Genomic DNA, 12,707 nt, shown 5'->3' with positions numbered 1-12,707 from the left:
GCCGCCTCCTGGCGGCGCTCGGTCTCGCGGCCGCCCTGCTGGCGATCCCGGCCGCGGCGCAGCAGCCGGCCGCGCCGAAGCTCACGGTCACCATCGGCTATCTCGGCGAGGCGATCCCCGAGCCGGAGCCGCTGTCGCTGGTCGAGCCGGTGGCGAAGGACAAGGGGCTGGCCGGCGCCCGCCTCGCCATCGTCGACAACCAGACCACCGGCCGCTTCCTCGGCCAGGACTTCAAGCTGGACGAGACGGTGGTCCCGGCCGGCGGCGACCTGCCCGGCGCCGCCGCGGCCCTCGCCGGCAAGGGCATCAAGCTGGTCGTGGCCGACCTGCCGGCCGACCGGCTGCTGCAGCTGGCCGACCTGCCGGAGATGAAGGATGCGGTGATCCTGAACGCCCGGGCCGAGGATGACCGGCTGCGGGTCAGCGACTGCCGCGCCAATGTCTTCCACATCATCCCGAACCGGGCGATGAAAGCCGACGCGCTGGCGCAGTACCTGGCGTTCAAGCGCTGGACCCGCTGGGTGCTGGTGTCCGGCACGCTGGACGACGACAAGGCCTTCGCCGACGCCATCCGCCGCGCCGCCAAGCGCTACGGCGCCCAGATCGTCGAGGAGCGCAGCTACGAGTTCAAGGCCGGCTCCCGCCGCTCCGACACCGGCGAGCAGCAGGTGCAGCGCCAGATGACCCAGCTGACCCAACGCCTGCCCGATTACGACGTGCTGGTGGTGGCCGATGAGAGCGAGGTGTTCGGCGAGTACCTGCCCTACCGCACCTGGGACGCGCGGCCGGTGGTCGGCACCCAGGGGCTGGTGCCGACCGCCTGGCACCGCAGCCAGGAGCAGTGGGGCGGCACCCAGCTGCAGCGCCGCTTCCAGAAGGCCGCCGGCCGCTGGATGCTGGAGCGCGACTACGCCGCCTGGGCCGCGGTGCGGGCGGTGGGCGAGGCGGTGACCCGCACCGGCAGCGGCGACCCGGCCGCGCTCCGCTCCTATCTCGTGTCGCCCGACTTCCAGCTCGGCGCGTTCAAGGGCGTGCCGCTGACCTTCCGCAGCTGGGACCAGCAGCTGCGCCAGCCTATGCTGCTGGCCTCGCCGCTGATGCTGGTCTCGGTGTCGCCGCAGGACGGGTTCCTGCATCAGCGCACCCCGCTCGACACGCTCGGCTACGACGAGCCGGAATCGTCCTGCCGGCTCAACCCCGATCCCTAGGAGGCCCGCTGATGAACAGGCTCGTGCTCTTGGCGGTGGCCGCGATGCCGGTGCTGGCCTTCGGCCCGGCCCAGGCCTTCACCGCCTATGTCTCGAACGAGAAGGGCAACACGGTCAGCGTCGTCGACCTCGACCAGATGAAGGAGGTCGCGACCATCCCGGTCGGCGAGCGGCCACGGGGCATCACCATCAGCAAGGACGGCACCCGCCTCTATGTCTGCACCAGCGATGCCGACCATGTGGAGGTGATCGACACCGCCACGCACAAGGTGATCGACACCCTGCCCAGCGGGGCGGACCCGGAGCTGTTCGTGCTGTCGCCCGACGACAAGCGGCTCTACGTCGCCAACGAGGATGACAGCATGGTCACCGTGCTGGACCTCGAGCAGAAGGTGGTCGAGTCCGAGGTGCCGGTGGGGGTGGAGCCGGAGGGCATGGGCATCAGCCCGGACGGCAAGACGCTGGTCAGCACCTCCGAGACCACCAACATGGCGCATTTCATCGACACCGAGACGCTGCAGGTGACCGACAACGTGCTGGTCGACAGCCGGCCGCGCTTCGCCGAGTTCACCCCGGACGGCAAGCAGGTCTGGGTGTCGTCGGAGATCGGCGGCACCGTCGCCGTGATCGACACCGCGACCCGCAAGGTGATCAAGAAGATCGGCTTCGCCGTGCAGGGCGTGCGCAAGGAGACGATCCAGGCGGTGGGCGTGGCGATCACCAAGGACGGCAAGACCGCCTTCGTCGCGCTGGGCCCCGCCAACCGGGTGGCGGTGATCGACACCGCGACCCTTGAGGTGACCGACTATCTGCTGGTCGGCCAGCGGGTCTGGCATCTGGACTTCACGCCGGACGGGAAATACGTCATTTCCGTCAACGGCGCCTCGAACGACATCTCGGTGATCGATGTGGCGGACCGCAAGGTGATCAAGTCGATCCCCGTGGGCGAGCTGCCCTGGGGCGTGGCGATCCACTGAATGAACGGGCTGTGGCCATTGACGGTTGCCCACATCCGATGCGGCTCATTGCGTTGCCTCTCCCGCTTGCGGGAGAGGTCGGAGCCGCGTTGGCGGCTCCGGGTGAGGGGAGTTTGTCGAGGCCGGGGCCAGCCCTCACCCGGTCGCCCTGCGGGCGCCCGACCTCTCCCGCCAGGCGGGAGAGGCAACGCGAATTGCCTAGCCGGTGCGCATGCCCGCCACTGACCCCCCCGCTCTGGCCGTTACCGGCCTGTCGCACAGGATCGCCGGGCGCGAGATCCTGGCCGGGATCGAGATCGCCGTTCGGCCGGGAACCTTCACCGTGCTGCTGGGGCAGAACGGCGCCGGCAAGACCACGCTCTTCTCCCTCGTCACCCGGCTCTACAGCGCCCAGTCGGGCCACATCCGGGTGTTCGGCCGCGACCTGGCCGCCGAGCCTGGGCGGGCCCTGGCGCTGATGGGCGTGGTGTTCCAGCAGCGCGCGCTCGACCCCGACCTCTCGGCCCGGCAGAACCTGCGCTACCACGCGGCGCTGCACGGCATGCGGGGTTCTGTCGCCCGGCAGCGGATCGCGGCGGAGCTGGAGCGGGTGGGGCTGGCCAAGGAGGCCGACCGCAAGATCCGCAGCTTCTCCGGCGGCGAGGCGCGGCGGATCGAGATCGCCCGCGCGCTGCTGCACGAGCCGCGCCTGCTGCTGTGCGATGAAGCGACGGTCGGGCTCGACATCCGCAGCCGCGCCGCGATCCTGGCCGATGTCCGCGGCCTGGTGCGCGAGCGCGGCCTGACCGTGGTCTGGGCCACCCATCTGATCGACGAGGTCGAGGCGGCCGACCCCACCATCATCCTGCATCGCGGCCACATCCTGCGGCAGGGGCCGGCCGCGGCGATCGTCTCCGACCTGGGCATCTCCGATCCCGGCACCGGCGGGCTGCAGGACGCCTTCCGCCGGCTGACGGAGGCGGCATGAGCACCGCCAATGACATCGCCGGGCGCGAGCCCCTCGGCTCCGTCTCGGTCGCCGGGGCGCTGCGCTGCCTGAACGGCATCCTGTGGCGCGAGGGGCTGCGCTTCGTGCACCAGCGCACCCGCTTCATCTCCGCCCTGGTGCGGCCGCTGGTCTGGCTGTTCATCTTCGCCGCCGGCTTTCGCTCGGTGCTCGGCGTCTCGATCATCCCGCCCTACGACACCTATATCCTCTATGACGAGTTCATCGTCCCCGGGCTGATCGCGATGATCCAGCTGTTCAACGGGATGCAGAGCTCGCTGTCCATGGTCTATGACCGCGAGATGGGCAGCATGCGGGTGCTGCTGACCAGCCCGATGCCGCGCTGGTTCCTGCTGCTGGCGCGGCTCCTGGCCGGCACGCTGCTGTCGCTGCCGCAGGTCTATGTCTTCCTGGCGATCGCGCGGATCTGGGGCGTCGAGCCGCCGCCGATGGGCTATGTCACCGTGCTGCCGGCGCTGATCCTGTCCGGGCTGATGCTGGGGGCGCTCGGCCTGCTGCTGTCCTCGGCGATCCGCCAGCTCGAGAACTTCGCCGGGGTGATGAACTTCGTGATCTTCCCGATGTTCTTCGCCTCCTCCGCCCTCTACCCGCTGTGGAAGGTGGAGGAGGCGAGCCCGCTGCTGCGCGACGTCTGCGGCTTCAACCCCTTCACCTACGCCGTCGAGTTGAACCGGTTCGCGCTCTACGGCCAGGTCGACACCCAGTCGCTGCTGCTCGTCCTCGGCTTCACCGTGGTGTTCCTCGGCGGAGCGATCCTGGCCTACGACCCGGCGCGCGGCCTCGTCGCCCGCGTCCGCGGTCCCGGCGCCGGCTGACAAGGAGGTCCGTCATGATCCGATCCGCCCCCCTTATCGCGACATGGCTTCTCCCCGCGCTGCTGGCGCTGTGCCCGATGGCGGCGGCCTGGGGGCAGGACACGGCCCAGAAGAAGGATGACTGGCCCTGCGTCCAGGTGCTGCAGCCGGAGCTGTCGGTCGGGGCGATGTGGCCGGGCGACGACCCGACCACCAGCGGCCCGGCTTGGCGCGACGACGCGGTGGTGGCGGCGCTGGTCGAACGGGTGGCGCCGCGCCGCGTCCCGGTCGACGAGGCGACGGCCGAGATCCACCGCTTCGCCACCGGCTATGAGGGCGACCGCAAGGCGGCGCTGACCACGCTGTTCGCCGGGCTGTTCGAGACCATCAACGGCGAGCGCGGCACCATCATCCGCGGCATCCGCCATTTCAACAGCCGGCAGGAGGCGCTGGCGAAGCGGATCGAGGACAGCACGGCGACGCTGGACGGCGTCGACCCCGCCTCGACCAACCCGGCGGTCGCGCAGAAGCGGCAGGAGCTGGAGACGCAGCTGTCCTGGGACCAGCGGGTGTTCGACGACCGCGAGCGGCTGTTGCCGGCGATCTGCGACCAGCCCTTCGTGCTGGAGCGCCGGATGTTCACCCTGTCCCGCGCGATTCAGGAGGAGATCGGGAAGTAGGGAGAAGGCCGGCCCCGGCCTCTTCCCCGCCGCCACGCCGCCCCGATACCGGCTTATTTGACGATGAAGGTGCCGCTCATGCCCTCGGCGGTGCTCTCCGGGGCGTGGAAGGTGAAGGTGCCGGGACGGATCGGCACGAAGGAGATGACCGCCTTGCCGGCGTCGTCGAACTCGATCGAATCCAGGCCCAGCGGCCGCACCTCGACCTTGTTGATCACCACCTCGTTGATCCAGATGTTGCGGAAGAACTCCGGCGCCGCGATGCCCAGCTCGGCCGTGCCGTCGGCCTCGATCGGCCAGCGGTAGTACTTGCCGGCCTCCAGCTCGTAGGGCTTGGTCGGGAAGGCCTTGCCGGAGGACAGCGTCAGCGTGTCCAGGGTGGTGCCGCGCGTCGTCAGCCCGGCCTGGGCCGCGGCGGGGCCGGCCAGCCCCAGGGCCAGCAGCAAAGTGGCGGCGGCGATCAGGGATCCACGCATTCCAGGCTCCTCTCCCGATGGTGGCGGCCCTCGATCTTCGACCGCGCGGAGCCGCCTGCGTCGCGAGTATGCCGGCCGGCTGGGACTGGCGTCCGTTGTGCTTTGGTCCAAGGCGGCTCGGGGCGAGGCGGATCAGCGGTGCCGGGCCGTCCGGCGAGCCGTCAGGCCGAATCGGCGGGGTCATGCATCGCCGTCGAACCAGGCAAAGCCGAGTCGCGGCCTGTCGAGACGCGGCAATACCCTTTAAAGGGGGCTTCCGTCTTGCGGCAGCGCCGGCATCGGGTGGCGAAGCCGGCAGAAGAGCAGTGATGCTGAGGTAGGAACCAATCCTTGCCGACCAAGCGCCGGCCCGACGGAAGCGCGCCCTGAAGCGGCCCCATCCCCTCGGCCCTCAGGGACCGCCTGGCGGCGCTTTCCATCCCCGGGCGAGAGCCCACCGAAATCAGCATTGAAAAATCCTATATTTCTGCCATTCTAGAAATATGGATGAAACTACGGCGATCGAGGGGCTCAGCGCCCTGGCGCAGGCGACCCGCCTGGCGGTCTTCCGCTTGCTGGTGCAGGCAGGACTGGACGGCATTGCCGCCGGCGCTGTTGCCGAGCGCCTGGAGGTGCCGGCCACCACGCTCTCGACCCATCTCGGCATTCTCAGCCGGGCCGGCCTGATCCGGTCGCGACGGGAAAGCCGGTCGATCATCTACTCGGCCGACTTCGATGGCGTCCGCGGCCTGCTCGCCTTCCTGGTCCAGGATTGCTGCAACGGCCGGCCGGAGATCTGCACGCCCCTGATGCAGCTCGTCGAGCAGGCCGCGGACGCCATCGAAGTCGGCCGTCGCGAGCGAAAAGGAGCCCGCATGAGCGGCGTCACGATCTACCACAACCCGGCCTGCGGCACGTCCCGCAACGTGCTTGGCCTGATCCGAAATGCCGGCATCGAGCCGACGGTGATCGAGTATCTGAAGACGCCGCCCAGCCGCGCCGAGCTGGCCGATCTGATCCGGCGCATGGGCGTGCCGGTGCGGTCGGTGCTGCGCGAGAAGGGGACGCCGTTCCACGAGCTGGGGCTCGATGATCCGGCGCTGACCGACGACCAGCTGTTGGACGCCATGATGGCGCACCCGATCCTGATCAACCGCCCGATCGTCGTCACCGGGCGGGCCGTGACGCTCGCCCGCCCGTCCGAGGCGGTGCTCGACATCCTGCCGGCGCCGCAGCGGGGTGAATTCCGCAAGGAGGACGGCGAACTGGTCGTCGACGCCTCCGGCAAGCGCGCCTGACCCACTCCGACCGATAGGATCTGCCATGAACGCCGAGACGAGCGCCGCCGGCGCTGCCGCACGCGCGCCTGCAGCCGCCCCCGCCATGGGGGTGTTCGAACGGTTCCTCAGCCTGTGGGTGGCGCTCTGCATCGTCGCCGGGATCGGCCTCGGCGCCGTGGTGCCGGGCTTCTTTGCGGCGGTCGCTTCGGCCGAGGTCGCCAAGGTCAACCTGCCGGTGGCGGTGCTGATCTGGGCGATGATCGTCCCGATGCTGCTGAAGATCGACTTCGCGGCACTCGGCCAGGTCAAGGAGCACTGGCGCGGCGTCGGCGTCACCCTGTTCGTCAATTGGGGCGTGAAGCCGTTCTCGATGGCGCTGCTCGGCACCGTCTTCATCGGCGGGCTGTTCGCGCCCTGGCTGGCCCAGGACCAGATCCCGTCCTACATCGCCGGGCTGATCCTGCTCGCCGCCGCGCCCTGCACGGCCATGGTCTTCGTCTGGTCAAATCTGTGCGAGGGCGAGCCGCACTACACGCTGAGCCAAGTGGCGCTGAACGACCTGATCATGGTGTTCGCCTTCGCGCCGCTGGTCGGGCTGCTGCTCGGCGTCGCCTCGATCACCGTGCCATGGGACACGCTGCTGCTGTCGGTCGTGCTCTACATCGTCGTGCCGGTGGCCGCGGCCCAGCTCTGGCGACGGTCGCTGCTGGCCACAGGCGGCGAACCGGCGCTGCGGCGGACCCTGGCCGTGCTGCAGCCGCTGTCGCTGACCGCCCTGCTGGCGACGCTGGTGCTGCTGTTCGGCTTCCAGGGAGAGCGCATCCTCGCCCAGCCCATCGTGATCCTGCTGCTGGCCGTGCCGATCCTGATCCAGGTCTATCTCAATGCCGGCATCGCCTATGGGCTCAGCCGGCGCCTTGGCGTCGCCTGGTGCGTCGCGGCGCCGGCCGCGCTGATCGGCGCCTCCAACTTCTTCGAGCTGGCGGTGGCCGCCGCCATCAGCCTGTTCGGCCTCAACTCCGGCGCCGCCCTCGCGACCGTCGTCGGCGTGCTGGTCGAGGTTCCGGTCATGCTGTCGGTGGTGCGCCTGGTGAAGGCGTCGCGCGGCTGGTACGAGCGCCGGCCGGCCTGATCAGCCGAACGGCAGATACCTTGTGCATTGACTCATTGATCATCAAGGTATAGGCCTTGGACATGACCGAAGCCCGCAAGATCGCCGCCGTGGCCCGCCCCGCGGTCGACTACACCAGCCGCTCCTACTGGGCCGGCACGATCAAGATGAGCCTGTCCAAGTTCTTCATCCTGCGCGTGCTGCACGACCGGCCGATGCACGGGTACGACATCGCCCGCGCGGTCGAGCTGACGACCAATGGCTGCTGCTCCCCGACCGAGGGCACGATCTACCCGGTGCTGCGCGAGTTCGAGGAGGGCGGCTATGTCACCGTCGAAAGCAGCGTCGTCTCCGGCCGCCCGCGCAAGACCTACACCCTGACCGACAAGGGTCGCGAGGCCTTCAAGGTCGGCGTCGAGGCCTGGCTGGAGGTGACGCGGGCGCTGACCGAGACCGAAAGCGTGATCGCGCGGGACCGCGATGGGGGCTGCTGCGCCTAGCGGCCTCTTCTTTTGCCTCGATATATTGACCATCGATGCCTAGACCATAGCCGATGAGGAGCCGCCCATGAATCGCCCCCTTGCCGCATCGGATCGCATGGCACTCACCGCGGCCCCGGACCTGCCGATCGCGATCATCGGCGCCGGGCCCGTCGGCCTGGCCGCGGCCGTCCATCTCCTCGGCCACGGGCTCGAGCCCGTGATCCTGGAAGCCGGTGCGCAGGTCGGGGCCGCGGTGCGCGATTGGGGCCATGTGCCGATGTTCTCGCCCTGGGGCTACAGCACCGACAAGGCGGCCGTGACCCTGCTGCGCCGGCACGGCTGGGCCGCCCCCGAGGCGACCGGCTACCCGACCGGCCGCGACCTCGCCGAGCGCTACCTCGACCCGCTGGCCGCGACGCCGGAGATCGCCGGCCGGCTGCGCCTCGGCACGCGGGTGACCGGCATCGCCCGCGCCGGGATCGGCAAGGTCCGCACCGCGGGGCGGGAGGATCGGCCCTTCGAGGTCCGGTTCGTCGACGGCTCCGGGCGGGAGGGGCGGCTGTTCGCACGCGCCGTCATCGATGCCTCCGGCACCTGGTCCTCGCCGAATCCGGCGGGTGCCGGCGGCCTGCCGGTGATCGGCGAGCGGGCGGCGGCGGCGCGCATCCGCTACGGCATGCCGGACGTGCTTGGCCGCGAACGCCAGCGCTATGCCGGCCGCCGCATCCTGGTCGTCGGCAGCGGCCATTCCGCCACCGGCACCCTGCTCGACCTGGCCGACCTCGCCCGCGAGGTGCCCGGCACCCGGGTGGTCTGGGCCTTCCGCACGGCCGACCGGTCGAAGCTGTTCGGCGGCGGCGATGCCGACCAGCTGCCGCGGCGGGGCGCCCTCGGCCTGCGGCTGCGCGCGCTGGCCGATGCCGGGGCCTTCGAGATCCTTTCGCCGTTCACGGTCGACGTGATCGATGCCGCCGGGGACGGCAGCCTGCGCGTCATCGGCGACCAGGACGGCGCGGAGCGTACCGTGGACGTCGACGAGCTGGTCGTCGCCACGGGCCTGCGGCCGGACCTGTCGATTCTCGGCGAGCTGTGGATCGACCTCGATCCCGCCCTCGACTGCACGCGGGCGCTGGCGCCGCTGATCGATCCGAACCTGCACAGCTGCGGCACCGTGCGGCCCCACGGCGCCGCCGAGCTGGCGCAGCCGGAGCCAGGCCTGTTCATCATCGGCATGAAGGCTTACGGCCGGGCGCCGACCTTCCTGCTGGCCACGGGGCACGAGCAGGCCCGATCCGTCGCGGCCCATCTGGCCGGCGATCTCGAGGCTGCGGCCAGGGTCGAGCTGGACCTGCCCGAGACCGGCGTCTGCAATGGTCCCGGCCGGACGGTGGCCGAGGCAGCCGAGCCGGCCTCGTCCTGCTGCGGAGCGGCGCCCGAGCCGGCCGCCGCCGCCCGCTGCTGCCGCTGAGCCGGGATGGACCACGCTGCGGTGATCGCCTCGCCGGCTGCGGCGCGGTGGCGGACCGGATGGCTCGTCTCCGGGCTTGGGATCGCGCAGATCCTCTCCTGGGGCTCGACCTACTATCTGGCGGCCGTGCTCGCCAAGCCGATCGCCGATGACACCGGATGGTCGCTGGGCCATGTCGTCGCCGGCCTGTCGCTGGGCCTGCTGATCTGGGGCCTGTCCGCCCCCAGGGTCGGCCGCCTGATCGAGCGCTTCGGCGGCCGGCCCGTTCTCACCGCCAGCGCCGGCCTCTTCGCGGCCGGCCTGGCACTTGTCGCGGCGTCACCCAGCCTGGTCATCTATCTCGCCGGCTGGGTCGTGATCGGCCTCGGCATGGGGGCGGGGCTCTATGACGCCGCCTTCTCCAGCCTGGGCCGGCTGTATGGCGAGACGGCGCGCGGACCGATCACCATGCTGACCCTGTGGGGCGGCTTCGCCAGCACGGCCTGCTGGCCGCTGTCCGCCTGGCTGGTCCAGTCGATCGGCTGGCGGGGCACCTGCCTCGTCTATGCCGGGGTGCATCTCCTGGTCGTGCTGCCGCTCTACCTGGCGGCCATGCCGCGCGAGGCGGAACGGCGGCCCGCCAAGCCGGTGACCCGCAGTCCAGGACCGGCCACGCCATCCAGGCCCCCGACGCACCGGCTCCTGTTCGGCCTCCTGGCCGTCATCCTGGTGGTGGAGGGCATGATCTCGTCGCTGTGGTCGGTCCATGTGCTGACGATCCTGCAGGCCGGCGGGGTGTCCCTCGCCACGGCTGTGGCCTTCGGCACCCTGATTGGCCCGAGCCAGGTCGCGGCGCGTGTCGTCGAGATGGCGATCGGCCGCTACCATCACCCGATCTGGACGCTGGTCGCGTCCGTTGCCCTGGTCGCGGCCGGCGTCGTCCTGCTGTGGTCCGGCTTCTCGATCCTCGTCGTCGGCCTGGTCTGCTACGGCACCGGCATCGGCATCTTCTCGATCGCGCGCGGAACGGTACCGCTGGCCCTGTTCGGAGCGTCGGGTTACGCGACGCTGATGGGCCGCCTGGTCATGCCCAGCCTGATCGCGCAGGCCGCCGCACCGTCGATCGGGGCCGTTCTGCTCGAGACTCTGGGAGCGAACAGCACACTCGCATTCCTCGCGGCGATTGCCGTCGCCAACGTCGCCCTGGTCGGCGTGCTCTGGGGCGCCTTCCGATCCACCAGGGCCGCCAATGCGGAACCGTCGTGAACCTTCAGCTCAGGGGCGGACATTCCCGAGACCGTTGGAATTGGCCCAAAAGTGGTCGATCGGGACGGCCGGGGCCGGACACTGGCTCAGCTCTCTGCAGGCGCCGAGACACTTTGTCGACTTTCTATCATCCGTCTTTACATTGGCCCGCAGCAGAGTGCTCCTCCCTGGCGACAGGACGTCTGGCTACGCCGGGATATCACGGGGAATGGCAGCCAAGTGACATCGATATGAATACTGCCACAACCACGACCTCAACTCCCAATCATCTCTATATTATATTAAATCACAGATTATGATATGCATAAATTTCACGAAAATGCAAAATATAAAAGCAATTTCACATATAAATTTCACAAACTTACAGCAATTTCCATAAATTGAATCTGACGATTCAAATGAATTTATTCTAATCGTTTCATTGATTATCAGAAATACTTCCTAGTTAACGATTCTTTTTCCTTGCCATATGTCGGTCGAAATGGCACATCTGCTCCAGAAGAATATCGACGGCCTTTGCATGAAACAAATGCCATCGAGATGCTGGCCTTCCTCACGAAATAAGTCGCTGACAAAGCGAACTCTGATTGATCGTCAAGAATTGCCCTCTGGCATTGCCGATGTGAATCGGGAGGGGTTGTCGTGCTAACGCAATTTGAAGGGAACGTTCCCGGACCATCGATGGCGACCGGGATAGTGTTCGACCTCGGTCAGCCCATTCCCCTGGGGGTCGTCCCGGACCGGATGCATGCCTGGACCATCCGCCGCGACCATCATGGCGACCCGTCCACCGCGTTCCGGCGGGAGGTCGTCGACGTCCCGGCGATCGGCCCGGACGAGGTCCTCGTCCTGGTGATGGCCGCCGGCGTCAACTACAACGGCGTCTGGGCGGCGCTCGGCCATCCGGTGTCGCCGCTGGACTTCCACGACCATCCCTTCCACATCGCGGGCTCAGACGCGTCCGGGATCGTCTGGGCGGTCGGGTCGAATGTGCGCAACTGGCGCGTCGGCGACGAGGTCGTGGCCCATTGCTGCCAGGTCGCCGGCGACGACGAGGAGTGCAACGGCGGCGACCCGATGCTGTCGCCGACCCAGAAGATCTGGGGGTACGAGACCTCCTACGGCGCCTTCGCCCAGTTCACCCGCGTCCAGGCGGCGCAGCTTCTGCCGAAGCCCCGGCATCTGAGCTGGGAGGCCGCCGCCTGCTACACGCTGGTTCTGGCCACCGCCTACCGGATGCTGTTCGGGCACGCGCCGCATGTTCTCGGGCCGGGCAAGACCGTGCTGATCTGGGGCGCGGCGGGCGGCCTCGGCTCCATGGCGATCCAGCTGGCGGCGATCGTCGGGGCCCGGCCGATCGCCGTGGTCTCCGACGAGGCGAAGGCGGCCCATGCCCGGAAGCTCGGCGCGGCGGCAACGATCAACCGGTCCCAGTTCGATTGCTGGGGCACGCCGCCGCCGATCGGGTCGCCCGAATACGCGGGCTACCTGGACAAGGTGAAGGCCTTCGGGCGGGCCGTGCGCCAGGCGGCCGGGCCCGGCGGCGAGGTCGACATCGTGTTCGAGCATCCGGGGCGCGACACCTTCGCGGTGTCGAGCTTCCTGGTGAAGCGCGGCGGCATGGTGGTGTTCTGCGCGGCGACCAGCGGCTACGACCTGACCTTCGATGCCCGCTATGTGTGGATGCGGCAGAAGCGGATCCAGGGCAGCCATTTCGCCAATCTGAAGCAGGCTGCCGAAGCCAACCGGCTGGTCATGGCGGGACGCATCGACCCGTGCCTGTCGGAGCTGTTCGCCTGGGACGAGCTGCCGGCGGCCCACGCCAAGATGCTGCGGAACCAGCACCGTCCCGGCAACATGGCGGTGCTGATCCACGCCACGCGCCCCGGCGAGGGGGCACGGCTGGAATGACCGGCTGAGACGGCCCGGCTCACGCACCACACTCACGGACTGGACCGGAGCCGGCGCCCCCTCGGGCGCGGGCTCCCCCGATGCCGCGGC

12 protein-coding genes are annotated in these 12,707 nt (G+C 69.3%); 11 read left to right on the top strand and 1 reads right to left on the bottom strand.

Going from position 1 to position 12,707, the window contains the following annotated elements; all coding sequences use genetic code 11:
- From BWR60_RS25200 to BWR60_RS25180, 5 genes are all read left to right on the top strand, one after another.
- On the top strand, positions 1-1,208 hold a 1,208-nt coding region (locus tag BWR60_RS25200; protein ID WP_343216420.1), incomplete at its 5' end, for an ABC transporter substrate-binding protein.
- 11 nt (positions 1,209-1,219) lie between these two features.
- Positions 1,220-2,185 carry a YVTN family beta-propeller repeat protein gene (locus BWR60_RS25195; protein ID WP_088154134.1) on the top strand — a complete coding sequence of 322 codons (966 nt, stop codon included), beginning with the start codon at positions 1,220-1,222 and terminating at the stop codon, positions 2,183-2,185.
- A 211-nt stretch (positions 2,186-2,396) separates the two neighbouring features.
- Entirely contained in the window at positions 2,397-3,152 is a 756-nt protein-coding gene (locus tag BWR60_RS25190) for an ATP-binding cassette domain-containing protein (protein ID WP_088154132.1), read from the top strand.
- Positions 3,149-4,006 carry an ABC transporter permease gene (locus BWR60_RS25185; protein ID WP_088154130.1) on the top strand — a complete coding sequence of 286 codons (858 nt, stop codon included), beginning with the start codon at positions 3,149-3,151 and terminating at the stop codon, positions 4,004-4,006. Before BWR60_RS25190 ends, BWR60_RS25185 begins: the two co-directional genes overlap by 4 nt.
- A gap of 14 nt (positions 4,007-4,020) precedes the next feature.
- Positions 4,021-4,665, top strand: a complete 645-nt coding sequence (locus BWR60_RS25180; protein WP_088154128.1) for a hypothetical protein — start codon at positions 4,021-4,023, stop codon at positions 4,663-4,665.
- Positions 4,666-4,718: 53 nt separating this feature from the next.
- Here the strand turns inward: BWR60_RS25180 and BWR60_RS25175 are convergent, their stop codons facing one another.
- Positions 4,719-5,141 (bottom strand): hypothetical protein, encoded by a 423-nt coding sequence (locus tag BWR60_RS25175; protein ID WP_088154126.1) that lies wholly within the window; start codon positions 5,139-5,141, stop codon positions 4,719-4,721.
- Positions 5,142-5,623: 482 nt separating this feature from the next.
- Between BWR60_RS25175 and arsC the strand changes: the two genes are divergently transcribed.
- From arsC to ccrA, 6 genes are all read left to right on the top strand, one after another.
- Positions 5,624-6,418 (top strand): arsenate reductase (glutaredoxin), encoded by a 795-nt coding sequence (gene arsC, locus BWR60_RS39055; protein WP_088154124.1) that lies wholly within the window; start codon positions 5,624-5,626, stop codon positions 6,416-6,418.
- A gap of 85 nt (positions 6,419-6,503) precedes the next feature.
- Complete coding sequence (arsB, locus tag BWR60_RS25165) at positions 6,504-7,532, top strand: ACR3 family arsenite efflux transporter (protein WP_088154140.1); 1,029 nt, start codon at positions 6,504-6,506, stop codon at positions 7,530-7,532.
- A 62-nt stretch (positions 7,533-7,594) separates the two neighbouring features.
- A complete protein-coding gene (locus BWR60_RS25160) occupies positions 7,595-8,011 on the top strand; it encodes a PadR family transcriptional regulator (RefSeq protein ID WP_230983175.1) in 417 nt (138 codons plus the stop codon).
- 97 nt (positions 8,012-8,108) lie between these two features.
- A complete protein-coding gene (locus BWR60_RS25155; protein ID WP_230983174.1) occupies positions 8,109-9,461 on the top strand; it encodes an NAD(P)-binding domain-containing protein in 1,353 nt (450 codons plus the stop codon).
- 6 nt (positions 9,462-9,467) lie between these two features.
- The gene (locus tag BWR60_RS25150) at positions 9,468-10,706 is read left to right on the top strand and encodes an MFS transporter (protein WP_088154120.1); all 1,239 of its coding nucleotides are present in this window, start codon (positions 9,468-9,470) and stop codon (positions 10,704-10,706) included.
- Between the two features lie 681 nt (positions 10,707-11,387).
- Positions 11,388-12,617: a crotonyl-CoA carboxylase/reductase gene (gene ccrA, locus BWR60_RS25145; protein WP_088154118.1), complete on the top strand. Its 1,230-nt coding sequence runs from the start codon at positions 11,388-11,390 to the stop codon at positions 12,615-12,617.
- Positions 12,618-12,707 lie beyond the last annotated feature (90 nt).

It is taken from the genome of Inquilinus limosus (assembly GCF_002195995.1).
Taxonomy (GTDB): Bacteria; Pseudomonadota; Alphaproteobacteria; order DSM-16000; family Inquilinaceae; genus Inquilinus; species Inquilinus limosus_C.
The sequence above is the reverse complement of the archived record's forward strand: the minus strand, read 5'-3'. Positions and strand labels throughout refer to the sequence as shown.